The organism is Nocardiopsis gilva YIM 90087, assembly GCF_002263495.1.
GTDB classification, from domain to species: Bacteria; Actinomycetota; Actinomycetes; order Streptosporangiales; family Streptosporangiaceae; genus Nocardiopsis_C; species Nocardiopsis_C gilva.
Window position 1 is genome coordinate 4,979,428 of record NZ_CP022753.1, and the last position, 25,037, is coordinate 5,004,464.

Annotated in this window: 23 protein-coding genes and 2 tRNA genes; 9 read left to right on the top strand and 16 right to left on the bottom strand. The window is 70.6% G+C overall.

Features of this window, described 5'->3' with window-relative positions:
* Positions 1 to 73 precede the first annotated feature (73 nt).
* The 4 genes from CDO52_RS22170 to CDO52_RS22185 all read right to left on the bottom strand — a co-directional run bounded on the left by CDO52_RS22170 (position 74) and on the right by CDO52_RS22185 (position 3,294).
* Positions 74 to 703, bottom strand: a complete 630-nt coding sequence (locus CDO52_RS22170) for a GNAT family N-acetyltransferase (protein WP_017620388.1) — start codon at positions 701 to 703, stop codon at positions 74 to 76.
* Complete coding sequence (locus CDO52_RS22175; protein ID WP_026126109.1) at positions 696 to 1,322, bottom strand: TetR/AcrR family transcriptional regulator; 627 nt, start codon at positions 1,320 to 1,322, stop codon at positions 696 to 698. The genes CDO52_RS22170 and CDO52_RS22175 overlap by 8 nt, the downstream gene beginning before the upstream one ends.
* Before the next feature lie 152 nt (positions 1,323 to 1,474).
* Complete coding sequence (locus CDO52_RS22180; protein WP_017620386.1) at positions 1,475 to 2,377, bottom strand: serine hydrolase; 903 nt, start codon at positions 2,375 to 2,377, stop codon at positions 1,475 to 1,477.
* The gene (locus CDO52_RS22185) at positions 2,374 to 3,294 is read right to left on the bottom strand and encodes a LysR family transcriptional regulator (RefSeq protein ID WP_017620385.1); all 921 of its coding nucleotides are present in this window, start codon (positions 3,292 to 3,294) and stop codon (positions 2,374 to 2,376) included. Before CDO52_RS22185 ends, CDO52_RS22180 begins: the two co-directional genes overlap by 4 nt.
* A gap of 216 nt (positions 3,295 to 3,510) precedes the next feature.
* Here CDO52_RS22185 and bla point away from each other — a divergent pair, with 216 nt between their 5' ends.
* Positions 3,511 to 4,428 (top strand): class A beta-lactamase, encoded by a 918-nt coding sequence (bla, locus tag CDO52_RS22190; RefSeq protein ID WP_017620384.1) that lies wholly within the window; start codon positions 3,511 to 3,513, stop codon positions 4,426 to 4,428.
* 102 nt (positions 4,429 to 4,530) lie between these two features.
* Here the strand turns inward: bla and CDO52_RS22195 are convergent, their stop codons facing one another.
* Positions 4,531 to 4,860, bottom strand: coding sequence for a DUF4326 domain-containing protein (locus tag CDO52_RS22195; protein ID WP_017620383.1), 330 nt, complete (start codon positions 4,858 to 4,860; stop codon positions 4,531 to 4,533).
* A 211-nt stretch (positions 4,861 to 5,071) separates the two neighbouring features.
* A tRNA-Lys gene (locus CDO52_RS22200) sits at positions 5,072 to 5,144 on the bottom strand.
* 594 nt (positions 5,145 to 5,738) lie between these two features.
* Between CDO52_RS22200 and CDO52_RS22205 the strand changes: the two genes are divergently transcribed.
* A complete protein-coding gene (locus tag CDO52_RS22205; RefSeq protein ID WP_232524289.1) occupies positions 5,739 to 6,284 on the top strand; it encodes an RICIN domain-containing protein in 546 nt (181 codons plus the stop codon).
* Between the two features lie 22 nt (positions 6,285 to 6,306).
* Here CDO52_RS22205 and CDO52_RS22210 read toward each other — a convergent pair whose 3' ends face one another.
* The 3 genes from CDO52_RS22210 to CDO52_RS22220 all read right to left on the bottom strand — a co-directional run bounded on the left by CDO52_RS22210 (position 6,307) and on the right by CDO52_RS22220 (position 9,400).
* Complete coding sequence (locus tag CDO52_RS22210; RefSeq protein ID WP_017620381.1) at positions 6,307 to 7,098, bottom strand: ATP-binding cassette domain-containing protein; 792 nt, start codon at positions 7,096 to 7,098, stop codon at positions 6,307 to 6,309.
* Complete coding sequence (locus CDO52_RS22215; RefSeq protein ID WP_017620380.1) at positions 7,095 to 8,150, bottom strand: ABC transporter permease; 1,056 nt, start codon at positions 8,148 to 8,150, stop codon at positions 7,095 to 7,097. Before CDO52_RS22215 ends, CDO52_RS22210 begins: the two co-directional genes overlap by 4 nt.
* Before the next feature lie 188 nt (positions 8,151 to 8,338).
* A complete protein-coding gene (locus CDO52_RS22220; RefSeq protein ID WP_017620379.1) occupies positions 8,339 to 9,400 on the bottom strand; it encodes a substrate-binding domain-containing protein in 1,062 nt (353 codons plus the stop codon).
* A 305-nt stretch (positions 9,401 to 9,705) separates the two neighbouring features.
* Between CDO52_RS22220 and CDO52_RS22225 the strand changes: the two genes are divergently transcribed.
* The gene (locus tag CDO52_RS22225) at positions 9,706 to 10,782 is read left to right on the top strand and encodes a LacI family DNA-binding transcriptional regulator (RefSeq protein ID WP_017620378.1); all 1,077 of its coding nucleotides are present in this window, start codon (positions 9,706 to 9,708) and stop codon (positions 10,780 to 10,782) included.
* A 120-nt stretch (positions 10,783 to 10,902) separates the two neighbouring features.
* Here CDO52_RS22225 and CDO52_RS22230 read toward each other — a convergent pair.
* From CDO52_RS22230 to CDO52_RS22245, 4 genes are all read right to left on the bottom strand, one after another.
* A tRNA-Lys gene (locus CDO52_RS22230) sits at positions 10,903 to 10,975 on the bottom strand.
* A 131-nt stretch (positions 10,976 to 11,106) separates the two neighbouring features.
* A complete protein-coding gene (locus tag CDO52_RS22235; protein WP_394340765.1) occupies positions 11,107 to 11,331 on the bottom strand; it encodes a hypothetical protein in 225 nt (74 codons plus the stop codon).
* A gap of 53 nt (positions 11,332 to 11,384) precedes the next feature.
* Entirely contained in the window at positions 11,385 to 12,365 is a 981-nt protein-coding gene (locus tag CDO52_RS22240) for an N-acetylglucosamine kinase (RefSeq protein ID WP_094932664.1), read from the bottom strand.
* A gap of 396 nt (positions 12,366 to 12,761) precedes the next feature.
* A complete protein-coding gene (locus CDO52_RS22245) occupies positions 12,762 to 14,384 on the bottom strand; it encodes an AfsR/SARP family transcriptional regulator (protein WP_017620375.1) in 1,623 nt (540 codons plus the stop codon).
* A 323-nt stretch (positions 14,385 to 14,707) separates the two neighbouring features.
* On the opposite strand from CDO52_RS22245, the gene CDO52_RS22250 reads away from it, so the two are divergent.
* The 5 genes from CDO52_RS22250 to CDO52_RS22270 all read left to right on the top strand — a co-directional run bounded on the left by CDO52_RS22250 (position 14,708) and on the right by CDO52_RS22270 (position 20,268).
* Positions 14,708 to 15,679 (top strand): MurR/RpiR family transcriptional regulator, encoded by a 972-nt coding sequence (locus tag CDO52_RS22250; protein ID WP_017620374.1) that lies wholly within the window; start codon positions 14,708 to 14,710, stop codon positions 15,677 to 15,679.
* 122 nt (positions 15,680 to 15,801) lie between these two features.
* A complete protein-coding gene (locus CDO52_RS22255; RefSeq protein ID WP_026126105.1) occupies positions 15,802 to 16,734 on the top strand; it encodes an N-acetylmuramic acid 6-phosphate etherase in 933 nt (310 codons plus the stop codon).
* 135 nt (positions 16,735 to 16,869) lie between these two features.
* On the top strand, positions 16,870 to 18,243 hold the full coding sequence (locus tag CDO52_RS22260; RefSeq protein WP_017620372.1) for an ABC transporter substrate-binding protein: 1,374 nt from the start codon (positions 16,870 to 16,872) through the stop codon (positions 18,241 to 18,243).
* A 208-nt stretch (positions 18,244 to 18,451) separates the two neighbouring features.
* The gene (locus CDO52_RS22265; protein WP_017620371.1) at positions 18,452 to 19,381 is read left to right on the top strand and encodes a carbohydrate ABC transporter permease; all 930 of its coding nucleotides are present in this window, start codon (positions 18,452 to 18,454) and stop codon (positions 19,379 to 19,381) included.
* Entirely contained in the window at positions 19,378 to 20,268 is an 891-nt protein-coding gene (locus CDO52_RS22270) for a carbohydrate ABC transporter permease (RefSeq protein WP_017620370.1), read from the top strand. Before CDO52_RS22265 ends, CDO52_RS22270 begins: the two co-directional genes overlap by 4 nt.
* 63 nt (positions 20,269 to 20,331) lie before the next feature.
* Here CDO52_RS22270 and CDO52_RS22275 read toward each other — a convergent pair whose 3' ends face one another.
* Positions 20,332 to 21,882, bottom strand: coding sequence for a DUF885 family protein (locus tag CDO52_RS22275; protein ID WP_094932665.1), 1,551 nt, complete (start codon positions 21,880 to 21,882; stop codon positions 20,332 to 20,334).
* 185 nt (positions 21,883 to 22,067) lie between these two features.
* Between CDO52_RS22275 and CDO52_RS22280 the strand changes: the two genes are divergently transcribed.
* Complete coding sequence (locus tag CDO52_RS22280; RefSeq protein WP_017620368.1) at positions 22,068 to 22,691, top strand: SanA/YdcF family protein; 624 nt, start codon at positions 22,068 to 22,070, stop codon at positions 22,689 to 22,691.
* 62 nt (positions 22,692 to 22,753) lie between these two features.
* Here CDO52_RS22280 and CDO52_RS22285 read toward each other — a convergent pair whose 3' ends face one another.
* Together CDO52_RS22285 and CDO52_RS22290 are read right to left on the bottom strand one after the other, a co-directional pair.
* Positions 22,754 to 24,202, bottom strand: a complete 1,449-nt coding sequence (locus CDO52_RS22285) for a hypothetical protein (protein ID WP_094932666.1) — start codon at positions 24,200 to 24,202, stop codon at positions 22,754 to 22,756.
* A gap of 141 nt (positions 24,203 to 24,343) precedes the next feature.
* The gene (locus CDO52_RS22290; RefSeq protein WP_033301297.1) at positions 24,344 to 24,988 is read right to left on the bottom strand and encodes a SanA/YdcF family protein; all 645 of its coding nucleotides are present in this window, start codon (positions 24,986 to 24,988) and stop codon (positions 24,344 to 24,346) included.
* Between the last annotated feature and the right edge of the window lie 49 nt (positions 24,989 to 25,037).

Consider the following 25,037-nt stretch of genomic DNA (forward strand, 5'->3'; position numbering starts at 1 on the left):
CGGGGATGTTCTGCTTTCTCATGGTCAGGCCCGGTGATTACCTGGCGCAGCCAAGTGCATTCCCGACAGCCGCTTAGACGCGAGGGGACGGTGCGTTCCTCTTCATGGACACGTACTCGTTGATGCCGCTCCACCGCGTGTGATTGACCTTGCGGCGCTTGTACTCGCGGAACCCGACCCGCTCGTACAGGCGCAGGGCCAGTTCGTTGACGTCGGAGATGTCCTCCAACAGGTACTCGTCGTACTGGGGCAGGGCGAGCAGGTGGTTCAGGACGGCCTTGGCCGCTCCCCTGCCCCGGTGTCGCCTGGACGACGCGACGAAACCGATCTCCGCCCGGCCCGGCCCGGGGTCGGGCATGGGGCGCTGGAACTGGGTGCGGAACACCCAGTCGGCCGCGATGCCCTTGTACCAGCCCAGATGGCTGCGCAACTTCCGGGCGTCGTGCTCGACGCACCTCTGGTCCCCCTCGATCAGGGCCGCCAGCGCGGCGGGTTCGCCGTCGATCAGGGCGACGTGGAAGCGTTCCAGCACCAGCATGTGCTCGACGGCCGCCGCCAGCCTCCCTGGGTCCTTGGAGAAGAACGACAGGTCGTCGCCGAACCCGTCCACGAACACCTCCGTGATCCGCCGACGGTACCCCTCGCCCAGCTCGTCGCCCCGCTTGACCTCGATCCCCATCGAACCCCGCCTGTCCTCACCCATCGTGCTCTCCCTCGGCCAGAAAGCCGGTCAGCGTGTCCACCCCCGGGACGCAGAAGCCCTCTCCCAGGCCGAACCGCATCGTCACCAGCCCGTCGAGCATCGCGAAGTAGCAGTCGGCCAGCTCTCGCGGGTCTCCGGCACGGAACCCGCCCGACCGCTGGCCGCACCTGATCAGCTCCACGGTCGCCCGCAGCAGTTCGTCCCGCCGCTCCACCAGGGTCCGGACCGCCGCGGAGGCCCCGTCCCCCTCCTGGAGGCCCTGGGCGAACGCCTGGTGCACGAGGCGGTGGAACTCCGCGTACTCACCGTCACCTGACAGGTCCCCCACGAACTCCTCGGTGAAGGCGCGCAGCGTCTCGCCAGGGCGCCGCGCATCCCGGAAGCGTTCGGCGACGGTGCCGAGCCCTTCGGCGGCCCGGGTGACCAGGTCGGCGAACAGCTCCTCCTTCGTGGCCGCGTGGCGGTAGATGAGCCCGGTGCTGATCCCCGCCTCGGCCGCGATCCGGCGCATGTTCGTCGCCGCGTACCCCTGGCGGGCGAACACTCGCACCGCCGCCGACCACACCCTCTCCCGAGTGGCGGCTCGCATCGCCTCGTACTGCTCTGGACTCCGTGGCACTGCGCTGTCAATCCCCACTCTTTTGAATGAACAGATGTTCATTATAACCGGACGGCATGCGCACACGAAGGGGCCCACCGGAAGATCCGGCGGGCCCCAAGTCGGGACTTTGTCATCGAGACCGGCTCCAGACTCCAGTGGAGACCGGCTGCCTACGTACTCCGCAGATAGTCGCGCAGGCGCTTGGCCACATGCGCCATCAGTGCTTCGGCTCCCGGTTGGCTGATGGCGGGGACGCGGGACTCGGTGAGCACCGCGACGCCGAAGGTCTGGCCGTCGGCGTGTTCGACGACGCCGGCCTCGTGGCGGAGGTTGAGAAGGGTGCCGGTCTTGGAGGACCACGTCGAGGCGTCGGAGGTGAAGTCGGGCGCCAGGCGGTGGCGCAGGACGTTCTCACCCATGAGCATGCGCACGCGATCGGCGACCTCGGCGGGGATGGACGACGGCGTCCACAGGGCCTGCAGCAGGTCGACGACGGAGCGTGCCGAGCCGGAGTTGGCGCGGGTGACGTCGAGTTGGGCGATGTGGTGTCCGCGGCCGGCCGTACCCGCCCCGATGGCCAGGGAGTGGGCGAGGTGGACGTCGTCCGGGTCGAAGCGTTCGGCCGGGGTTTCGACGAGGTCGCGCAGGGTGTGCCGGACGGTGATTCCGTTGACCCCGAACTCCCGCAGCGACGCCGCGACGTCGGCGGGCGGGGTGAGGTCGAACAGCGTGTCCGCGGCCGTGTTGTCGCTGACGGACGTGCTGAGGTAGAGCAGGTCGTCGATCGCGATCTCGACCGGGTGGTGGAACTTGGTGAGGCCCATGGGACCGCGGATGGTGCTTCGTCCCGGTTGCACCACGAGCCGCGTGGAGCCATCGAGGTCACCCGTCCGGATGCGGTCGAGGGTCGCGATGGCGAGCGGGATCTTGACGAGAGAGGCGATCGGAAACTCGACGTCGGGATCGATGCCGATCTCGTCCCCGGAGTGCAGGTCGCGCACCAGAAACGCGCCGGACAGTCCCGCGTCGTCGAGCTCGGAGCGCAGTTCGCGCAGGAGGGCCTCGGCGCTCATGCGGCGGCCTCGCTGTCGGCCACGGCCCCCAGGCACCGGGCGACGGCGCTCCGCAGCCGCGCCCGAAGGGACTCCGCCGTCTCCCCGTCGGTGGCGACGATGTCGAAGCTGCGGGTGAGGCGGATCTCGCCGATCGGACGCCAGTGCAGATCGAGTTCCTCGGCCTGGTCGGAGGAGGCCAGCACGAAGTCGGCCGAGCCGAGCACCTCCGCCACCGCGCGCGTGAGTGAGGAGGCGATCATGAGCTGCGCGGGTTGGAGGCCGACGGAGTCGCGGATCCGCACGATCCGATCACGGATATGGGGGACGTCGTCCTCGGGCTGGATCCAGATCCGCCGTCTGCGTGACGTCCGGTCGGCTCGGCTGCCCCGCAGGGTTTCGACGAAGACCGCGTCCGCGCCGGGGTCGACCGCGCTCGCCAGGCCCAGGGGCACCGACCACCTCCCCTCGCCTGCGGGCACGTTGGCAATGGCGGCACGGGCCTGCCGGGAGCGCACGAACTCGGCGCGTTCACCGGGCGGGGCCGGGTGGAAGTCGAGGTAGACGCCCAGTTGGCGCGCCTCGGCGTCGAGGTGCGCGAGATCCCGGGCCGAGCAGATGTCGGGGACGGCGATGCGCAGTGGCGTGAGCTTGGCGCGTTCGGCGTCGTGCTCCATGGCGTCGGCCAGCTGGACGAGACGTTGTGCTGACGGCAGCATGTCGCGGCCGAACGGCGTGAGTGTCGCCCTGCGCGTCGATCGGTCGAACAGCCGCCCGCCCAGGTGCTTCTCCAGGGCCGCGATGCGGCGACTCGCGACTGGCTGCGGGATCCGCTGGCCCGCGGCACCAAGGGTAAAGCTGCCGCTCTCACTCACGCTCACGAAGGCCCTACAGGCGCCGACCAAGTCCATGGTCCGCAGCGTATGCCGTTTCCGCATGGAACTGCTCATTTTTGTCTTCGACAGCATCACCGAACGCCCGGAGACTGCACAGTGCGGGGCCGCCCGCTGGGGGGCGGAGTCCGTGATCGCGAAGCGCGCTGCCCGGAGGGGGATCCGGGGACACCGCGGTCGGGACACCGCTCGAACTCGTGAGAGTCGAGGGCCCACGTGCGCACGACACACGTGAACACCCAAGGACAGGAGGATGCGACCATGCCCATCCAACTCACTCGGCGTGCCGCGCTCGCGGCGGTGGCCGCGCTCTCGTTCGCGCCGCTCTTCGGCTGCGCGGCGGGTGGCACCTCGCCCGGCTCCACGTCCGCATCGGCGGCCCAGACGGCGGCGGATGCGTCCTTCGAGCAGGAGTTCAAGCAGCTCGAGAAGGAGTTCGACGCCCGGCTCGGCGTGTACGCGATCGACACCGGCACGGACGAGGCCGTCAGCTACCGGGCCGATGAACGCTTCGCCTACGCCTCCACCCACAAGGCCTTCTCCGCCGGGGCCGTGCTGCAGCAGACGCCCCTCGAGGAACTCGACGACATCGTCACCTACGCCGAGGACGACCTGGTCAGCCACTCGCCCATTACGGAGAAGCACGTCGATACCGGGATGCCGCTGCGCGACGTGGTTGACGCCGCGATCCGCTACAGCGACAACACCGCGGCCAACCTGCTCTTCCGCGAACTCGGCGGGCCGAAGGGTCTAGGCGAGGCACTGAAGGAGATGGGGGACGAGACCACGCACGTGGACCGGGTCGAGACCGAACTGAACGAGGCCGCGCCCGGCGACATCCGCGACACCAGCACACCCGAGGCCATGGCCACCACCCTGCGCAAGTTCACCCTGGGCGACACTCTGCCCGCCGACAAGCGCGAGATCCTGACCGACATGCTGAAGGGCAATACCACCGGCGACAACCTGATCCGCGCCGGAGTACCCGACGACTGGACGATCGGCGACCGCACCGGAGGAGGCGGCTACGGCACCCGTAACGCCATCGCCGTCGCATGGCGCCCGAACGGCGACCCGGTCGTCTTCGCCATCATGTCCAGCCGCGATGACAAGGACGCCGAATGGAACGACAAGCTCGTCGCCGAAGCCACTGAGATCGCGGTCGACGCGCTGACGTAGGCGACCTCCCCCGAGCGAGCGGCATCCGGGTCCCGCCCACTCACCCAGCCCCAGGTTTCGCAGACCGAACAACATCGGTCCGACCTGGGGCTGTGGGCGTGGTCATGGCTGTTCTCCGCCGTTCACGACGCCCAACCAGATGTCGGCGTGGCAATCCACGTCGAGCGGGCAGTAGCAGGCGAGATCCCACCCGGCCAGCTCCCGGCGCGCGGCGGCGACAAGGTCGGGGTGGGCGCGCAGGTGCTCCCGGAACAGCCGGAGGGACTCGGGCCGGTCGTGGACGGCGCCGCCGCACTGCGGGGCGTCGCACGGCTCATCCAACAGGTGAGGATTGCCCCACCGGGTGGGGCGGCCGACGTACTTGACGCTGGCGGGCTTCTTGCCGCCGGGTACGCGCCAGGTCACGCGCACGCGGCGTGGCTGGTCGTTCATTGGTGCGCCTCCGTGGACTGCTGTCCGTTACGACTATGGCCACGGTGGCGACTCTGGCCAAGACTCGGGCGCTGGCCAGCGTGTCCAGCGAGGGATCCCCCGTAACGACCGGGTCGGGGAGCCCGGTCCGGCCGGTTCCCCACAGGCGCCAAAACACGAACGGGCGCCCTTCCCGCGGGAAGAACGCCCAGGTCAACAGGTCATCTGAGGGTGCGCCATCAGGGACTCGAACCCCAAACCCACTGATTAAGAGTCAGTTGCTCTGCCTATTGAGCTAATGGCGCCCGCCGCCGTGTCTGCTGCGGTGTTCCGCGCTCCCGGCGACAGAGAAGACTCTACCGGACCCGGCGGGGTCGCCCGACCACCGTGGAGTGCTGCCTACGTCACAGCCGCCCATGGCCGCTCCGATCAGGCCGCGCCCGGCCAACCACCGCCATGCCCCGTCCGTGCCCGGATACGGCGACGGACGCGGGCGAGGGTCGGATGCGCACAACGAGCGGATTTCGCTCGTTTCCGCGATCCAGAGGCTTTTTGTATTCCCCGGTGACCGTGGGTGATATGTCATTTCCTTCGATATTCGGCGAATTTTCCCGTCGGTTTCGGCGTGCAGATAATAGGGCCCACAGAGCGCGGCCTGCGGGGCCGGCCGCGGTTGCGTTCGTGCAGGTCGGCGTGGGTCCTATGGACACGCAAGCTCGACCGTGGCATTCGTCCCCCGATTACGGCACGACACAGATACCCGTTTGGGCCCCGATACGAGGGAACCGCGGTTGCGAGCCCGCGCGGACGATTCGATACTCTGCGTGACAACCCCAGGTCATGGCTGATTCTTTCCGAGGAACATTGGCCCTCCTCCACTACAGAGAGAAAGGATTCCGGTGGCGAATCGCACCATGTTCGTATCCGCCGCGGCCGCCTGTGCGACGGCCATCGGGATAATGCCGGCACCCTCGGCGTCCGCATCGGTGGTCGACATAGGCGAGAGCGAGTATCAGATCGCCTTCGAGAAGACGGGCGCGAAGATGACCCCCTGGAGCGGCTCGACCGAACGCACGGCTATCCGTGTATGGCCCGATGACCGGGCGGGGATGGAATGGGCCGTCTCACGCATCGGGGTTAACCTTGGACACACCACATACGAGATCCGCAATCTCCGCAGCGATCTCTGTCTCCAGCCCATGTACGGAGTCACCGAATCCGGGCGCCGCATCGAACAGGCCCCCTGCGATGAGCGGCGCACGCAGAGGTGGCACGTCGAGCACGTCGGTGGACCCGCGTTCCAGATCATCCCGTTGAACAACACCTACCTGGCCATCACGCCGGAGAGCCCGACCGCCACGAAGTCGTTCCTCAAGCTCGACTACAGGAACCCCATCGACCCCGACTACCGGTGGGACTTCCGCCCCACCATCCAGCCGGTCTGAGGGCGAGCTGACGGCGGCTGGGTCACGCGTCTCCCACCCGCGGTTCCTCGAGGGTCATCGCCCCGGTCATGATGGCCACCGCATCAGTCATGTCGCACTCGTCCGGAGTCACGGTCGCCACGCGCCGACCGAGGCGCTGGATGTGGATCCGGTCGGCGATCTCGAAGACGTGCGGCATGTTGTGGCTGATCACGATCACCGCCAGCCCGCTCTCCCGCACCCGCAGGATCAGGTCGAGCACCGCATGGGACTCGCGAACGCCCAGTGCCGCCGTGGGCTCGTCCATGATCACCACACGGCTGCCGAACGCCGCGGCGCGGGCGACGGCGACTGCCTGACGCTGCCCCCCGGACAGTGTCTCGACCGCCTGGCCCGGGTTCTGGATCGTCATCACTCCGAGAGCGTCCAGGTGCCGCAGGGCCTCCTCGCGCATCCGCTTGTGGTCCAGCGTCCGGAAGACCGCTCCCACCACACCCGGTTTGCGCAGCTCGCGCCCAAGGAAGAGGTTGGACGCGATGTCCAGGGAGGGTGACACCGCCAGGGTCTGGTGCACGGTCTCGATCCCGGCGGAGCGCGCCGCGAGCGGGGTGTCCAGCCGCACCGGGCCCCCGTCGAGGCGGATCTCGCCCTCGTCCGGCACGACCGCGCCCGACAGGCACTTGATCAGCGTCGACTTTCCGGCCCCGTTGTCGCCGATGACCGCGAGGATCTCGCCGGGGTACAGCTCCAGGTCGGTGCCGTCCAATGCGGTCACCCTGCCGTATCGCTTGACCAGTCCATGCGCTTCCAGCAAGGGGGTGTTCGGGATGTTCACGCCTTGACCTTTCGGATCCACTGGTCCAGGGAGACCGCGATGATGACAAGCACGCCGACCGCGAAGTTCTGCCACAGCACCTCGACCCCGGCGAGGGAGAGCCCGTTGCGGCAGATGCCGACGATGAGCGCGCCGATGAGCGTCCCGACGACCAAGCCGCGTCCACCGAAGAGGCTGGTGCCGCCCAGCACCACGGCGGTGATGCTGTCGAGGTTGTCCATCTCCCCCGCCTGGGGGCTCGCCGCCCCGACGCGGCCGATGAGCACCCACGCCCCCACCGCGTAGATCAGACCGGCGGTGACGTAGACGCTGAGCAGCACCCTCTTGGTGCGGATACCGGACAGGCGCGCCGCCTCCCTGTCGTCACCCGTCGCGTAGACGTGCCGCCCCCACGTCGTCGCCTTCAGCACGTAGGCCAGGACCGCGACGAGCAGCAGCATCAGCACCGAGCCGTAGGTGACGCTGGTCTGGCCGACCCGGAACACCTCGCCGGTCCACAGCAGCAGCTGGGGAAGGTCCGTGCCGCGCACGGTCTCGCTGCTGGATATCCACAGGTTCAGGGCGAAGTAGATGTTCATCGCGCCGAGCGTCACGATGAACGGAGGCAGGTTGAGCCGGGTGACCAGAGTTCCGTTGAGCAGCCCGCACGCGGCGCCGCAGAGGAATCCCGCCAGCAGCGCCGCTGGGCCGGGGAGACCGAGGTCGATCGAGAGCCTGGCCATCACCATCGAGCAGAGCACCATGACCGCCCCCACCGAGAGGTCGATCCCGGCGGTGAGGATGATCAGCGTCTGGCCGACGGCCAGCGTGCCGATGACCGCCGTCTGCTGCAGGACCAGCGAGATATTGCCGGGTTGCAGGAAGTTGGGGGAGACCAGGGAGAAGGCGATGACGGCGACCACCAGCACCGCGGCGGGCCCAAGCGTGGCCTGCGCGTGCAGCAGGCGCTGGACGTACAGCAGCGGGGAACGCCGCTCGCCCTCCTCCACCCGCGGATCGGGAGGGGGCGGCGCGGCCGACGGCCGCAGGGCGGATGTGTCGGAATTGCTCACGAGCGGTTCCTCGGTCGGTCGGGGAGCGGTGTGGGATGGGAACGCGCGAAGCTCCCGGGGTCACGGGGAGTCGGTGGCGAGGGAAAGGAAGGATGAGGAGAGGAGGACGTGGGCGTGGGTGGGGGTGAGGCGGCGGAGGTGGAAGGCTGTGCCGATCCCCCGCGGAGAGCGGGGACGAGCGGTGCGGCCTACCCCCAGCAGTTCTCCAGCCCCCAGTCGGTGTCGCGGGAGTCCAGGCCGTCCACGGGGTCGTCGGTGATCAGTTCGACGCCGGTGTCAACGAAGTCCTTACCCTCGCTGGGCTTCGGTGCCTCGCCGGTCTCGGTGAACTCGGCGACGGCTGCGACCCCGTCTTCGGCCATCAGCAGCGGGAACTGCATCGCCGTCGCCCCGATGACTCCGGACTGCACGTGCTCCACCCCAGGGCACCCACCGTCGACGGAGACGATGGTGACGCCCTTCTCCTTCCCCGCGGTCTTCAGCGCCTCATAGGCACCGGCCGCGGCCGGCTCGTTGATGGTGTAAACGAGGTTGATGTCGGGGTCGCGCTGGAGCAGCTTCTCCATCGCGTCCCGCCCGCCCTGCTCGGCGCCCTCGGTCACCTCGTGGCCGACGATCCGGTCGTCGTCCTCGTCGCCGATCGTCCCCTCGTCCTTGAGGTCGATCCCCATCCCACTGAGGAACCCCTGGTCGCGACCGACGTCGACGGCGACCTGGTTGGGGTTGAGATCGAGCATGGCGATGCGCGGCTCTTCGTCCTCATCCTCGAACTTCGCCTTGGCCCACTGCCCAATGAACTCTCCGGCCAGGAAGTTGTCAGTGGCGAAGGTGGCGTCGGCGGCATCCGCCGGATCGGTCGGGTTGTCCAGGGCGATCACCAGCATTCCGCTCTTCCGGGCCTTGTCCAGGACGGGCACGATCGCCTCGGAGTCGTTCGGCGTGATCAGCAGGCCGGTGGCGCCGGCGGAGATCAGGTTCTCCACGGCCTGGACCTGGCTGTCGTTGTCGCCGTCGTACTTGCCCGCGTAGGTCTGCAGGTCCAGCCCGTGCTCCTCAGCAGCCTTCTGCGCCCCTTGCTTCATTTTCACGAAGAAGGGGTTGGTGTCCGTCTTCGTGACCAGACCGACCAGCTCCCCCTCCCCACCGGAATCGGATCCGCCACCGCACGCGGTGAGCGCGAGCACGAGGGCGAGTCCGGCACCGACTGACTGCGGAACGGAGAACCGTCGGGGGCGTGCGTGGGAGGGCATTGGGGGGGACTCCTCGGAGACGGCGGTGTGTCCTGGGTCACGAGAGACAACGTTGTCCCCGAAGTTTCACCCTCCCCGTGATGTATGTCAATGGCCCTGTATGAGGCTTTTTTCGCGAAGGAAAGAACCGGGCGATGGCGATTGACAACGTTGACTCATCGAGTCACGGTAGGTCGGCGCGCTACCGTGACTCTTCCCGGCCCGGGTCGCGCGCACGCGAGAAACCGCCCCGGTCTTCTCCGCCCGCTTCCTCGGCATCGGGGAACCGGGCGCTGTGCACAGGAACGAACGGGAGAGGGACGTCGGTGTCAGTCGAGGAGAACGCCCCGGTCCCCCAGGGTGCGCCGCACCCCCCGGTCCGACGGGCGACCATGCGCGACGTCGCGGCGCTCGCGGGAGTCAGCATCAAGACGGTGTCCCGGGTGATCAACGGGGTGTCCAGCGTGGCGCCACCGCTCCGGGAGAAGGTGCAGCAGGCCATCGACCAGCTGGAGTTCCAGCCCAACCTGGCGGCGAGCAACCTGCGCCGGACCGACCGCCGGACCGGCCAGATCGCCCTGCTGCTGGAAGACCTGTCCAACCCGTACTCCGCTACGCTGACCCGCACCATCGAGGACGTCGCCCGCGCCCACAACACCCTGGTCGTCGCCGGAAGCGTCGACGAGGACCCGCAGCGCGAGATCGAGCTCGCCCGGGCCTTCACACAGCACCGCGCCGACGGGCTGGTGATCGTACCGACCACCTCCGACCAGGCCTACCTGCACAGTGAGGTCCGGGTCGGTACGCCTCTCGTCTTCGTCGACCGCCCGCCGCGCGGCATCCTCGCCGACAGCGTGCTCAGCACCAACACCGACGGGGCGGCGCAGGCCGTGCGCCACCTGGTCGACCACGCGCACCGGCGGATCGCCTACCTGGGCGACTACTCCTCCATCAGCACCGCGGAGCAGCGCTTCCGCGGCTACCAGGAGGAGATGGGGCGCAACGGACTGCCCATCGATCCACGCCTCGTCCGGCACGACCTGCACGACATCGAGGCCGCGGTGTCCGCCGCCAGGGAGCTGCTGGCCCTGGACGATCCGCCGACCGCCCTCTTCACCAGCCAGAACCTGGTCACCATCGGAGCCCTGACCGCGCTGCGCTCCCTGGGGCTGCAGCACCGCGTGGCCGTGGTGGGCTTCGACGACTTCCCGCTGGGCGACCTGCTCGACCCGGCCGTCACGGTGGTCGCCCAGGACGTGCCGCGCATCGGTGCCACGGCCGCCCGGCTGCTGTTCGAACGCATCGAGGCCAGCGACCAGCTGCCGCCCCGGGAACACCTCGTCCCCACCCGTTTCCTCGTCCGCGGCTCCGGCGAGATCCCGCCACTGGACGACGTCCGCTGACCCGGCACTCGCCTTCGGCAGGAGGTCAGTGAGGGGGCGCCGGACAGCAGAAACTGGGCAATACAAATGGGCTCCCTTCCCTCAGGAAGGAAGCCCATATGAATGATCTTCTTATCTGTGTGCGCCATCAGGGACTCGAACCCCAAACCCACTGATTAAGAGTCAGTTGCTCTGCCTATTGAGCTAATGGCGCCCGCCTCGCGGCTATGTCAGCGGCGGTGAGCTGGGCCCTCGCGCCTTCCGACGTCGATAACTTTAGCAGGCTCTGGGAGGGCTTGCGAACCGATTGTGGGGCGCCCCCACCGTCCATGCGGAGGTGGGGGCTCAGTGCTGTGCGTCGGTGACAGTGCGCATCAGGACCACATCATGACGACGGCCACGATGATGCCGATCGCCACGATCGCCCCGACGCCCGCCAGGACGTAGGGGTGATCGGCCGCTTGGGGCCGGTTCCGGCTCGTTGTTCTCCTTGACGAACCGCTGGAACATCATCGTCGACCCCGCAGGGTCCATCTGTTGCTGCTGTTCGGTGTTGTTGTTCTCAGACATGGGCCTGACACTAGCGACTCCCGCGCACCATGTGCGCCTTTCCCCGGGATGAATTACCTCAATCCGCCACCCGCCCGAGGATCACTCGCCTTCCCCAGGGGTTCCAGGAGCCGCGCGTGGACCGATTCCGGTGCGCCCGACCTGCGTAGCGCGAGTCCGGCCGCTCCCAGGGCGCCGTCGACGGCAACGCGGGGGGTGGTCCCGTGGCGGGTTCGCAGCCCCTCCCGTACGGCATCGGCGACCGGGCCTGCGGACAGCAGCGCCCCCGCGAACACCACCGGGTCGGCGCCCAGCGGGTCGGGGGCGACCGTCGCGAGGTTGGTGAGGAGCCGTTCGGCCGCGTCCGCCACGATCTCCCGCGCGACCGTGTCGCCGTCCGTCGCCGCCGCGGCCACGTCCGGCGCCAGCTCGCCCAGCTCGGCCGGTGGGCGCGCGTAGGCGGCGCGGACGAGCGACTGGGTGTCGCCCGGCGTGCTCTCCAGGGCCGCCGCCAGCCGCTCGGCCAGCACCGTCGGACGCCCCCTGCCGTCGATCGACGCGAGCGCCGCGCGCAGCCCCGCCAGCGCGATCCACACCGCCGAGCCCTCGTCGCCGAGCAGCCAGCCGTAGCCGTCGCATCGACGCGCGACGGCGCCGTCGCGCACATAAGCGGCGACCGCGCCCGTTCCCGCGACGAGCACCGTGCCCGCCTCGGCCGCGCTGCCCGCCGCGAAGGCGATGGCGATGTCGTCGGTGACGTAGGGGGTCCCCGGCAGGCCCAGCGCCTTCCACGCGTCGGTGACCGTCCGGACCGCGGTGGCGTCCCCGACCGATGCCCCGGACACTCCGAACACGGCGGCGTCGACCGTGATGTCCCCGGCGTCGGCGAGCGCCGCGCGCAGCACGGACTCGAACGCTCCCGCCGGGTCGGCGCTGGAGTACTGGTTCCCTCCCCCGGCGCGGCCGTGGGCGAGCACCTGCCCGCCGCGGGTCACCACGGCGCAGCGCGTGGACGTCCCGCCCGAGTCGACTCCGATCACGACGTGCTCCGTCATACACGGCAGCCTAGGCGAGCGCGCCCCGCGTGAGGAGGGACGCCGCGGCTCGGACGGCCACTACTGGTCCGGTGATTGATCCCGACCGAAACCACGTGCTCCGCTCCGGCCCCGCCCAGGAATCCGCGCGGCATACCGCGACATTCCCTGCCGAGCCCGACCCCGCGCACCGGGGTGAAAGCAAACCCCAAGTGCACTGAAAGCCGGGTAAGGCAAGCTCTTGTGCTGAGAGCGAGGCGCGGCCGGTACTTCCCCGCGGCCGTGCACTCTCACAGCACGCGGGCCGGGTCCGTTGAGCGGGTCCCGGATCCCTGGGGGCCGGAGGACGGACGGTCCGCGGGGATGGGGTGAACCCCTCAGGGGGTCGCCGGCGCCTGGCGGGATGAGCGGGGATGGTCATTCCCGCCAGGCGCATCCGCTCGGTGGCGGATCACCGAGCAGGAAGCGCGGGTCGCCGCCCAGCGCGGCGGCCACCCGCTCCACCACATCGGCCTCGCGTCGGGCCTCGATCTCCTCGGCCAGCGCGGCGATCCCGTTGTCGGGATGGGTCGTCAGCCATGCCGCCGCCATGCGGATCGCCAGCGGGAGCCGCTCCGCCGCCGCGGTGAGCCGACGCACCGCCCCGGGCTCGGCGGCGACACGCCGCGGGCCGATCAGGTCGCGCAGCAGCTCCACCGCCTCCTCCTCGGAGAGCGCGCCGACCGCCAGCGCGGACATCCCGTCGCGCGCGATCAGATCGGCCAGCCAGTACCTGCTGGTGACGATGACCCCGCACGACGACGAACCCGGCAGCAGCGGGCGCACCTGCGCCGCGCAGTGCGCGTTGTCCAGGACCATGAGCACCCGGCGCGACGCCAGCACCGAACGCAGCAGCGCCGCACGCTCGTCCGTATCCACGGGCACGCCATCGGCCATACCGAACGCGCTCAGGAAGCGCCGCAGCACCTCCCCCGACGACAGCGGCGCTTCGCCCTCCCCGCGCAGGTCGACATAGAGCTGGCCGTCGGGGAAGCTCCGAGCCGCCCCGTGCGCCCAGTGCACCGCGAGCGCCGTGCACCCCGCGCCGGGCGGCCCGCTGATCAGCGCCCGACCCGCCGACCGCGGCCCGCCCCCGACCCGCCGTTCCAGCTCCACGAGTTCCTCCGCCCGCCCCACGAAGCCGTGCGTATCAGCCGGAAGCTGCGCCGGGACGGAGCGCTGCCCGCGCCAGACCTGGCCGCGTACGGCGGTGATCCGCGCCGAACGCTGGCGCGGCACACTCGGCGCCTCCAGGTTGCCCCGGAGCACGCCGTGGAACGTCTCCCGCAGGTCCCGCCCCGGGTCCACGCCGAGCCGGTCAGCGAGCACCCGGCGCGTCTTCTCGTAGGTCTCCAGCGCCTCGCTCTGCCGTCCACACCGGTAGAGCGCCGTCATGCGCAGCCGGACGAGCTCCTCACGCTCGGGGTGCCGGGCCGTCACCGCGGCCAGCAGGTCCAGGACCTCCCCCGGCCGCCCCAGTGCCATTTCGGCCGCACACCGCTCCTCGGTCGCGCGCAGTAGTTCCTCACGCACCTGGGCGACGTCGTGTTCGTGCAGCGTGTCGGAGGAGATGTCGCGCAGCACCGGCCCCCGCCACAGGCCAACGGCCTGCCGCAGCGCGTCGCACCGGCGCGGCAGGTCCCCCTGGTGCTCGGCCTCCCGCGCGGCCAGCATCAGCTCACGGAAGCGCAGCAGGTCGAGCTGGTGGGAGGCGAGCTCGATGCGGTAGCCGGACGACACACTGGTGATCAGCGGGCTGTCGTGGATCTTCGCCAGCGCCGCCCGCAGCCGCGCCACCTGGACCTGCAGTGCGCCGATCCGGGACGCCGGCGGCCGCGGCCCCCACGTGCGCTCGACGATCTCCTCCACCGGGACGGTGCGGTTGGCCCGCAGCAGGAGCGTGGCCAGCAGGATTCGGCGCTTTCCGCCCCGGAGGCGGAACGGGACGTCCGCGACCTGCGCGGTCAGCGGTCCGAGCACTCCGAACGAGATATCTGCCAAGGCGACACCCCCGTAGGCTGGGCTTCCCTCCCCTCACATTCCCCCGGGGTGTTGTGGGATCGGTGCAGGCCCTTCTACAGTGCCGGTCGGCCCAGCGGGGTCGCAAACGACAACCATCACCCGCTCCACTTGTGTCACCGCCGGAAACCGCGGGAAATTCATCCGCTTCGTACATTGACTCCGGCCCGCGACCGAAAGAAACTTTCCAACATGGCGAAAAAGGCGGAGCCGCGCCTGGTGCGAAGGGCACCGGCCGACCGGAGCAACCGGCTTCGCCCCATCGCGACAGCCGATTCACGTCGGCCGAGAGGCGAGTGAGGACTATGACCGCGGAAGGCGACGCCACCGCGAACGGCACGGGGAGAACCGACGGCGCCGACGACGTCACGGCCAAGCCCCCGCCGTCGACGGTACTGCGGGTCCGGTCGCTTCTGCCATCCCTCGCGCCCGCCGAGCAGCGTGTGGCGCAGCGCATCATCGACGACCCCGAGCGCGTCGCCGCCTCCTCCATCACCCAGCTCGCCAAGGACTGCGACACCTCCGAGGCGACCGTCATCCGCTTCTGCCGCACCATCGACTTCACCGGTTACCGGGAGCTCCGGCTCACGCTCGCCACCGAGGCCGGGCAGGCGCGGGGCGCGGGTATCAGCGCACGCGAGGTCGCCAGCGACATCAACCCCGACGACACACTGGTGACCGTCGTGGAGAAGATCGCCTTCACCGACGCCCGGGCGGTCGAGGACACCGGGGCCCAGCTCGATGTCGGTTCGCTGCAGACCGTCGTCGAGTCGCTGGCGGCGGCGCGGCGCATCGACGTGTACGGCGTGGGCGCGAGCGCCTTCGTCGCCGCCGACTTCCAGCAGAAACTGCACCGCATCGGCCTCACGTCTTTCGCCTGGTCGGACAACCATGTGATGCTGACGAGCGCGGCCTTGCTCAACGAGGGTGACGTGGCCATCGCCATTTCACACAGTGGAACCACCATCGATACGATCAACGCGCTGGCCGAGGCCAAACGCCGCGGCGCCACAACGGTGGCCATCACCAATTTCCCCCGTTCCCCCATCAGTCAGAGCGCGGATCATCTCCTGACCACCGCCGCACGCGAGACCACGTTCCGCTCCGGCGCCACGGCGAGCCGCCTCGCCCAGCTCACCGTGATCGACTGCCTGTTCGTCGGTCTCGCCCAGCTGCGCTATGCGGACAGCCGCACGGCCCTGGAGACCACCTACCAAGCGGTACGCGGACTGCGCGTCGGTGAGACGCGGCGGCAGAGCCGAGCCAACGACGGCTGATCCGGAGCCGGTCCGACGGCGCGAGGGAGCACGCGCGGCGGGTCCGGACTCCTGACCGACGAGGAGGGGCGGCCATGAAGCCGGACCACGAGCGCGCCAGCGCGGAAAGGAGCCCACTGGACATGTCAGCCACTCCCGCGGGACACATGGAGATCGTGCGGGCGCCGACCGAGCGCAGGAACTCCGGAACCTATGACATCGACGTGCTCCCGACCATCGACGTGCTGCGGGAGATCAACGCCGAGGACGCCACCGTCGCGCGCGCCGTGCACGCGGTCCTTCCGCAGGTGGCGCGCGCGGTCGACATGGGCGTCGAGACCCTGCGCGGCGGGGGACGCATCCACTACTTCGGCGCCGGCACGTCCGGCAGGATCGCCAGCATGGACGCGGCCGAGTTGCCGCCGACGTTCGGCGTCGACGAGGAGCTGGTGGTGGCCCACCACGCGGGCGGCGCGCCGGCCCTCGGCCACGCACTGGAAGGCAGCGAGGACGACGCCGATCTCGGCCACGCCGACGCCGCGGAGCTCACGCCCGGCGACCTCGCGGTCGGCCTGGCCGCCAGCGGGCGCACCCCCTATGTCGCCGGAGCCCTGCGCCGCGCGGCGGACGTCGGTGCCCGCACGCTGCTGGTGACCGCCAACCCCGACGCTCCGCTCGCCGCCCAGGCCGATGTGCACATCGGGGTGGACACGGGAGCGGAGGTCATCGCCGGGTCGACCCGGATGAAGGCGGGGACCGCGCAGAAACTCGTGCTCAACGCGTTCTCCACGGCGGTGATGGTGCGGATGGGCCACACCTACTCCAATCTGATGGTCGGGGTGAACGCGAGCAACGCCAAGCTGCGCGGCCGGGTGGTCACCATCCTCACCGAGGCCAGCGGGCAGTCCGAGGAGGCCTGCGCCGAGGCGCTGGCCCGCGCCGGGGGCGACACCAAGGTCGCCTTGGTCGCGCTGCTGACCGGTGTGGACACCCAGCGCGCCGCGGCCGAGGTCGTGGCGGCGGGCGGGCAGGTCCGCGAGGCCCTGCGCCGTATCGGAGCCGCCGAGCCGCGCTAGGGGCGCGGCGGCCTTTCCAGCAGCGGACCGGCCGATGAGGAGAGTGCAGAGAGACGACAGAGGCACGGCCGACACGGTCACCTCCACGGTCGCCGTCATTGGCACGGCACCGTCGCACCGAGAGGGGTCTTTCCGATGTCCCATCCGTCGACGACCGTCCCCCGCACCGGTGGGGCCGTGCCGCACGGCTCGCGCGGCCCCCGGTCCCCCCGTGCGCTCCCCAGGTTCCCGCAGCCGACGACCCTCCTCACCGCCGCCCTGACGGTGGTGACCGTGCTGACCGGCTGCGCCCCGGGCACCGGCGGCGGCGCGGACGGCGACGGAGGCGGGGAGACCACCCTCACCGTGTGGAGCTGGCGGCCCGAGGACGCCGCCGGCTACGAACGGATCTTCGACGCCTACGAAAAGCGCCACCCCGGGGTGAAGGTGGAGTTCACCGGCCACAAGAACACCGAGTACCCCGCCATCCTGCAGACCGGCCTCACCCAGCGTTCCGGCGGCCCCGACGTCGTCCAGCTCAAGCCCTACGGCCCCATCCAGGCGTTCATCCAGGCGGGCCAGCTGGCCCCGCTCGACGAGGAGGTGGACCTCTCCTCCTGGCCCGAGGAGACCGTCGACGCGGCGCGCGGGCGCGAGGACGGCGGGATCTACGGGGTCCCGTTCGCCCTGCAGACCCTCGGTGTGCTGTACAACCGCGAGATCTTCGCCGAACACGGGCTCGAACCCCCGGAGACCTGGGACGACATGATCGACGCGGCAAAGAAGCTGAAGAAGGCCGACATCATCCCGTTCGCCACCTCCGGCCAGGAGCCGTGGGTGCTGGCCCTCCTGCGCGAGACGATGGGCGCCACCCGGGTGGGCGGCGACGCGTTCTCCCAGAAGGTGCTCGACGGAACCACCGACTTCACCGACCCCGACTATGTGGCGTCGCTGCGGGCGGTCGCGGACCTGAAGCCCTACCTGCCGTCCGACGTCACCGCCGTCGGCTACACGGACGCCCAAACCCTGTTCACCAGCGGCCGGGCCGCGATGTACCCGGGCGGCGGCTTTGAACTGGCCCCGTTCCGGCAGGCCAACCCGGACCTGGACATCGGCTACTTCGACGCCCCGGTCGTCCCGGGGTCGCCGGTCGACGCGCCGCTGACGCCCGGCTTCGCCGACGGCTCCTACGGTGTCAACGCTTCCTCCCAGAACAAGGACGCGGCGGTCGAGCTCGTGGCGTGGATGGCCACCGAGGAGTTCGGGCGGGCGTTCGCCGAGGAGCTGCACCAGATCCCGGCCGTCCCCGGTGTGGAGCCGACCGACCCGCTCCTCGCGGCAATGCTGCGCGGGTATCAGGACCACGGCACCCCCTACATGATGGGCGTGCACTTCGGGTACGGGGACCCGCTGGGCCGCGACGCCGAGGGGATGGCGCTCGCCTCCCTGCTATTGGGCGAGCTCACGGCCAAGGAGGCCGGGAAGCAGGTGCAGAAGGACGTCGCGGCGTGGTTCGAGCCGAAGGGGTGACCCCGCCCCGACATCGACGACCGGCATGCCCGGCGCGCGCCGCTCGGCCGCTAGGCGAACCAGCCGGGCCGACATACTCCCCACCCGCCAGGCGGGGAGCGGCCGGGGGAGCCGCAGCGTGGAGGGAGGCCGCCATGCCGATGTGGTTCGCGCCCAGCGCGCCGCGGCCCGACCGCCGTGATGCTCGGGGACTCCTTCGGGAGGCGTGGTGACAGGCGGCGCGCAGCGGGTGGTACGCGACCGGCCGCCGTGGTGGGTGCTGGCGCTCTTCCTGGTGCCCGCTGTGGCGCTCTACACGGTGTTCATCGTCTACCCGCTGTTCAGCGCGCTGCAGTACAGCATGTTCTCCTGGCAGGGCACGCAGCGGCTCGGCTTCGCCGGTCTGGACAACTTCGCCCACCTGTTCAGCGGCGTCTACGGCGACCGGCTGTGGCGCGCCTTCGGGCACAACCTCGCGTTCTTCGCGGGCACGATGCTGGTGCAGACGACGCTGGGCCTGGCGTTCGCGGTACTGCTGCGGCACACCCGCGCCGGGCGGCGGTTCCTGCAGACCGCCTACGTGCTGCCGCACCTGGTCAGCCCGATCGTCGTCGGGTACCTGTGGAGCCTCATGCTCAGCCCGCAGTTCGGCGCCGTCAACGCCGCGCTGCGTGCTGTCGGGTTGGACGCGCTGGCCCAGCCGTGGACCGGCGACCCGGCGCTGGCGCTGCCCACGCTGATCCTGGTGAACGCCTGGCAGTGGATCGGCTTTCCGATGCTGCTGTTCTCGGCGGCGCTGGCCGGTATACCACCGGAGTACGAGGAGGCCGCGCGCGTCGACGGCGCGTCCGGGTGGCAGGCGTTCCGGACGGTGACGCTGCCGCTGCTGATGCCCGCCATCGGCATCGTCACGGTGCTGACGTTCATCGGGAACATGAACGTGCTGGACCTCGTCTACGCGATGCAGGGGTCGCAGGGCGCCCCGGCCGGGGCCACCGACGTGCTGGGGCTGCTGTTCTACCGGACCGCGTTCAACAACCCCGATCCGGGTGCCATCGGCCAGGCTTCGGCGCTGGCGGTGGTGATGTTCGTGTTCATCTTCGGCGTCTCGATCGCCGCCACGCGGGTGCTGCGCCGCCGGGAGGCCCAGCTGCGATGACGACAACCCTCCGCCCCTCTCCCACCACCCCCGCCACCGCCCGGCCACGGCGCACCGGCCGCCCATCGGGACCGCCGCTGGGCGACCTCGCGGCGCGCCTGCTGCTGTGGGGCTACGCGGTGGTGGCGCTCGCCCCACTGGCGCTGATGGTGCTCTCCTCGCTGCGCCCCGAGGCCGAACTGCGCGCCGACCCGCTCGGGCTGCCCACCGCACCGGCGTTCGACAACTACACGCGGGCGTGGGTGGACGCCGACTTCGGCGGCTACTTCGTCAACTCCCTGCTCGTCACGACGGGTGCGGTGGTGCTCGGCACAGGCGTGTCGGTGCTGGCGGCCTACGTGCTGGGCCGATACGCGTTCCCCGGTGCGGGGCTGGTGCTGGGCTACCTGATCGCCGGGCTGATGATCCCGATCCGGCTGGGCATCGTGCCGGTGTTCTACCTCTTCGACTCGCTGGGCCTGCTCGACTCACGGCTGGGGCTGGTCCTGGTCTACGCGGCCAGCGGGGTGCCGTTCGCGGTGTTCATCCTGACGGCGTTCTTCCGCCAGGTGCCGGGCGAGCTGGCCGAAGCCGCCCGGATCGACGGCGCGGGCGAGTTCCGACTGTTCGCCCAGGTCATGCTGCCGCAGGTGCGCCCGGCCCTGGCCACGGTGATGCTGTTCCAGGGCATCCAGCTGTGGAACGACTTCTTCTTCCCGCTGGTGCTGATCCGCGACAGCGCGAAGTACACGCTGCCCGTGGGTCTGACCGCGTTCTTCACCGAGTACGGGCTGAACCAGTCGCTGCTGTACGCCGGTCTGGTCATCACCACGCTGCCGCTGGTGGTGCTGTTCCTGCTGGCCACTCGGCAGGTGGTCGACGGCCTGACAGCGGGCATCGGCCGGTGACCGGTTGCCACGCGTCGCGCGGCAACCGGTGGGGCGGGCGCGGGGCGGGGTCGACCGACCGGCTCAGCCCCTCTCCAACGCGGTGCCGAGCAGGCCGAGTGGCGGGGCGCCCAAGTCCAGCATGGCTTTGTGGAAGCGCCCCAGGCTGTAGTCGCTGCCCCAGCGCTGCCGCGCCTCCTCGCGCAGTTTGAGGATCTCCAGCTTCCCCCACGTGTAGCGGCCGTACGTCGGGTCGATGGTCGCGCGGCGTGCCTCAGCGAGCGCGGCCGGACCGGCCAGGGGAGTGTCCTCGGCGAAGCGGCGCGCGGCGTCCTCGACCGTTATGGCGCCCGTGTGCACACCGATGGCTGAGGCCAGCCGGGTGACCCGGATCAGCGCCTCGATCCAGACACCGGCTTCGAACTGCGCCGCACTGAACCCATCACCCACGGCCTCCTCGGCGTAGGCACCGAAGCCTTCGTCCACGCACAGCTCTTCGGCGTAGTGCGCCCACCCCTCGACGAACGACATGGACCGGAGGGTGCGCCGCACTGGTCCGACGGCCCGGCGCACCGCGCGACCGTGCGAGAAGTGGCCGGGCGCGACCTCGTGCACGCTGATGGCCGGGAGTGTGGTGGGACTGAACATCTCCAGCCACTCGGCCGACTCCTGCTCCGACCACGCGGGGTCGGGCGGAGAGACGAAGTAGTAGCTGGGCCCTTCCGGCTCGCCCGGCGCGGCCCACACCAACATCGCGGGTGCCCACCGCTGCGACTCGGGGGAGAGCCGCACCTCGCATTCCCCGTCGGGGTAAGGGGCCAAGCCGCGGTCGCGGGTGAACGCGATGGCGTGCTCGGTCCACTTCGCCGCCTCGGTCACGACGCTGTCGGGGTCGGGGTGGTCACGGACGAGCCCACGCACCACGTCCATCGGGTCGCGCCCCGGGTCGATCCGGGCGGTGGTCTCCGCGAGCCGCTCCTTGAGCCGGTCGCGCTCGGTGTCGGCCTGCTCGGCGAGGCTGCCCAGGTCCGCCTCCAGGCCCTCGGACGCGCCCATCAGCCGGGCCAGCGCGGAGCCGCCCAGGGCGGCGCTGGGGTCACCGTGCTCCGCCGCCTTCTCCAGGAACTCGACAAGCCGGCGCTGCGCCGCCAGCGCGGCCGTACGCACATTCTCGGGTGCGTCCGCGGGAACGGCCGCCGCCAAGCCACGCGCGGAGTCCACAAGCGAGGCGGCGACCGGCGCGCTGAGCCGGTCGAGCGTGGCAAGCGCGGTGTCGACCACGCGCGGCCACTCCGCGAGGTGGCGCTCGCGCGCGGCACGGCGCTCGGCCTCGGGCGCGTACTCCCTCTCATACACCATGACATCGAGTTCGTCGAGGTGGTAGAGCGGGTTCGAGCGGTGCAGCTCCAGCTCGCCGAATTCGACGCGCAGCCCTTCCTCGGCCACGCTGGCGTGTGCCTCGTCGTGGTCGTCGGCGAAGCGGTCGCCCCGACCCACGCGCGTCAGCTTGTCCCGCACTCCGTCGGGAGACAGGTCCGCCGGAGCGCCGTCGTACTCGTGTCGCCCGCCCTCGTCCCGCATCATGGCGACTTTCAGGTCCGCGATGGCGCGCAGGCGCGCCGGGAAATCGTCCATGGGCCGGACCCTACACAGCGCCCAAGCGCCGATACGAAGGGTTTTTCGACCGGTACCGTCCGAACTGGCAGAACCGTTCGGGGCCGCGCCGCGTCGAAGAGGTCGTGGGCAACGAGTGGTGGACGCAAGGGCGAACGCGGGTACGGCGGCTATGGCGGGAACGGAAGAAACCGATCATCGCGGCGGTGATCGTGCTGCTGATCCTGGTTCCGGCCCCGTTCGCCTGGATCACCCTGTCCACGCAGGACCGCAGGGCCGGGGTGGAGGACGTTCCCCAACGGCCCGTGGCGCTCGTGCTGGGCGCCGGGCTGAGCGCCGAGGGGCGGCCGACCACGCTGCTGCGACGGCGGCTGGACATCGCCGCCGACCTGTATCTGCGCGAGAAGGTCGACGCGGTGCTGGTCAGCGGCGACAACAGCTTCGACACCTACAACGAGACCGACGCCATGCGCGAATACCTGGTCGCGGCCGGGGTTCCGGACGCGAAGATCGCCGGTGACTACGCGGGGTTCAGCACCTGGGAGTCGTGCGTGCGGGCGCACGAGATCTTCGGGGTGGAGGCGGCGACGGTCGTCACCCAGGAGTTTCACCTGGCGCGGGCCGTCAGCCTGTGCGAGGCGGCGGGGATCGATATCCAGGGGGTCGGTGACCCGAGCATGCGGATCCGCACGACCGCCACGGTCTACGGCTACGTGCGGGAGGTGCCCGCCGCCTTCAAGGCGGTGATCGACGCACTGTGGCAGCCGGATCCGACCTTCCTCGGCCCGAAGGAGACGGGCGTCGAGGAGGCGCTGGGCGCGCCTCGCTGATCAGCTCGTGCCGTGCCGGCCCGGGTCCCGGGGTCGGCACGGCACAGCCCGGTTTGCTGGCGTCAGCGGTCGGATCCTCCGCCGAACAGCCGACGGAACAGCCCGCCCTCGGGGGAGGCGCTCGGCCCGGACGGACCGGGCCGCGGCTCCTCTGCTTCGGCGGCCGTTTCCTCGGCCTCGCCCTCGGTGTCGTCCTCGACTCCGGCGAAGGCGAGGAAGTCGGCGCGCTCGGTCGGCAGTCCCCAGGCGTCCAGGGTGTCGACGAGCTCGCCGCCCTCCCAGGCTGCGGCCGGGAGTTCGGCGATCGCCCACAGCACCTTCAGCTGGTCCTCGCTGAGGTCAGCGGTGTCGTCGTGCGCGGTCTCCGCATCCGCCTGCCGGACACGGGGGCCGAAGACCATCTCCAGCGATGCGCCGATGACAGCGGCGCGGGAGTCGCCCTCACTGTGGGCGAGCACGTCCGGCAGCATCTCCAGGCGCGCGGTCGCGGTCCTGGCGCCACCGCGGCCCAGTGCGAGGAAGCCCAGGACCTCCGGCTCGGTCCGCCCGCAGTGCGGCCAGGAGTCGCCGAACAGGCCGTGGTAGCCCATGCGGGTCCGGCCGCCCTCGTCGATCCGGGACAGCGCCTCGGCGGGCGTCTTCTCGCCGTGGACCGTCGCCATGGCCACGGCCGCGGCGAAGGAGTTGTAGAGGTGACCGGAGGACATGGCGTGGGTCAGCGTGACGGTCACCGAGGGGTCGTCGGCCGGGGCGAGCATGCCCAGCGCGAACAGCTCCGCGGAGTCGATCTCGGCCCGGGGCGCGCCGGCTCCGGATTGGGCCGGGAGCGGGGTCAGTGCCTTCTCCAGTCGGCTCCGGACGCCCTCGGCCGCCTCGGGGACGAACGCGAGGACGTAGGAGGCCCATTCTGCGGGAGCCTCCAACTCCCGGCGGTTCGACTCGCCGTCGAGCAGGCCGAGCAGGTCCTCGACACGTTCGCGCACCGTGTCGTGCACGGCGAGTTCGGCCTGGAGCAGCGCGGGGCCGTTGTCGCGGCCGATGGCGTCGAGGCGGTGGCGCATCCGCCGGTACTGCTGCTCGTCGGGGGCCTCCTGCAGCCAGGCGGCGTACTGCTCGCGCACCTTGTCGAGGTCGGTGCTGGCCGCCCACGCGACCTCGTCCCGCCACAGTGCGACGTCGACGCGGTCGGGTACGAGGGTCGTGGCGGCCGGGACGAGCAGCTCCAGCAGCAGGCTCAGCGGGCGCCACCGCAGCAGGGAGGGGGTCAAGGACGCGCAGGCGATGTCGATCAGGAAACCCGCGACCGCCGGGGCGGCCGTGTAGCCGGGGCCGGGGAAGCGGACGATGTCGTACAGGGTCGACAGGCTTTCCCCGGGACCGGTCGTGGTGTCGTCACCGGCGGCGATCTTGCGGAGAAGGGCGGGGATCTCGTCCCCGCGCGTGGGCGCGAGGGCGCGCCAGTCGATGTCGTCCACTCCCCGCAGGGGGCCGTTGTTCGTCGTCGCTTCCATGGTCAGCCATTATCGCGGCACATGGCGCCGCGTCGACACGCCCCTCGGCTCGGCGCGTCCCCTGCGTTGATCTCGGGGATATCGACCGAATTCGCGGCGGAATAAGGTCGATATCGCCGAGATCAACGCAGAAGGGGCGGGTCAGGACAACGCGGAGCGGAGGTCGTCGACCGGCGGATCCTCCTTCAGGGGCGCCGGGCGAAGGACGGCATCGCGCACGGCCTTCGCGTTCGCACCCAGCTCGCGCGCGTAGCCGAGGACGACGGAGCGCGTCCTCCCGCCCACCCTCGGGTCGCCCACACCCACGGCGTCGATGCCCGCCGCCCGGCACAGCGCCACCGCGCGGGGCAGGTGGAAGGACTGGGTGACGATGATGGCGCTGTCCACGCCGTAGGTGGCGCGCGCCCGGATGCAGGTGTCCCAGGTGCGGTAGCCGTGCGGGTCGGCGACGATCGACGCAGTGGGGACGCCGCGGTCGACGAGGTAGTCGGTCATGGCGTCGGTCTCGAAGTTGGACAGCGCCCGGTTGTCTCCGGAGACCAGGATCGCGCGGACCTTCCCGCTGTGGAACAGGCGGGCCGACAGGTCCAGGCGGCGGGCCAGCAGGGGACAGGGGCCGCTCGGCCACACCGCGGCTCCCAGCACGATGGCGACCGTGCGCGTCGGCGCTCCCTCGGTGTCGAATCTGCGGCGCGCGGTGGCCAGGAGGGCCCATGCCGTCGGAGCCACCGCCAGCGCCACCCCCGCACCTGCGACCGCCGTCCACAGTCCCGGATCCACGCGCATATCCCCTTTGTCTCACGGGCCGCCTCGGCCCACCGAGCCCGACCCTAGC

Excerpts from the sequence above, each read along its gene's own strand:
- CDO52_RS22195 (WP_017620383.1), bottom strand. The coding sequence starts at position 4,860 with ATGAACGACCAGCCACGCCGCGTGCGCGTGACCTGGCGCGTACCCGGC.
- CDO52_RS22235 (WP_394340765.1), bottom strand. The coding sequence starts at position 11,331 with ATGTCTGAGAACAACAACACCGAACAGCAGCAACAGATGGACCCTGCG.
- CDO52_RS22275 (WP_094932665.1), bottom strand. The coding sequence starts at position 21,882 with ATGGACGATTTCCCGGCGCGCCTGCGCGCCATCGCGGACCTGAAAGTC.
- CDO52_RS22270 (WP_017620370.1), top strand. The coding sequence starts at position 19,378 with ATGACGACAACCCTCCGCCCCTCTCCCACCACCCCCGCCACCGCCCGG.
- CDO52_RS22170 (WP_017620388.1), bottom strand. The coding sequence starts at position 703 with ATGGGTGAGGACAGGCGGGGTTCGATGGGGATCGAGGTCAAGCGGGGC.
- CDO52_RS22285 (WP_094932666.1), bottom strand. The coding sequence starts at position 24,202 with ATGGAAGCGACGACGAACAACGGCCCCCTGCGGGGAGTGGACGACATC.
- CDO52_RS22255 (WP_026126105.1), top strand. The coding sequence starts at position 15,802 with ATGTCAGCCACTCCCGCGGGACACATGGAGATCGTGCGGGCGCCGACC.
- CDO52_RS22220 (WP_017620379.1), bottom strand. The coding sequence starts at position 9,400 with ATGCCCTCCCACGCACGCCCCCGACGGTTCTCCGTTCCGCAGTCAGTC.
- CDO52_RS22260 (WP_017620372.1), top strand. The coding sequence starts at position 16,870 with ATGTCCCATCCGTCGACGACCGTCCCCCGCACCGGTGGGGCCGTGCCG.
- CDO52_RS22240 (WP_094932664.1), bottom strand. The coding sequence starts at position 12,365 with ATGACGGAGCACGTCGTGATCGGAGTCGACTCGGGCGGGACGTCCACG.
- CDO52_RS22180 (WP_017620386.1), bottom strand. The coding sequence starts at position 2,377 with ATGAGCGCCGAGGCCCTCCTGCGCGAACTGCGCTCCGAGCTCGACGAC.
- bla (WP_017620384.1), top strand. The coding sequence starts at position 3,511 with ATGCCCATCCAACTCACTCGGCGTGCCGCGCTCGCGGCGGTGGCCGCG.
- CDO52_RS22185 (WP_017620385.1), bottom strand. The coding sequence starts at position 3,294 with ATGCGGAAACGGCATACGCTGCGGACCATGGACTTGGTCGGCGCCTGT.
- CDO52_RS22290 (WP_033301297.1), bottom strand. The coding sequence starts at position 24,988 with ATGCGCGTGGATCCGGGACTGTGGACGGCGGTCGCAGGTGCGGGGGTG.
- CDO52_RS22250 (WP_017620374.1), top strand. The coding sequence starts at position 14,708 with ATGACCGCGGAAGGCGACGCCACCGCGAACGGCACGGGGAGAACCGAC.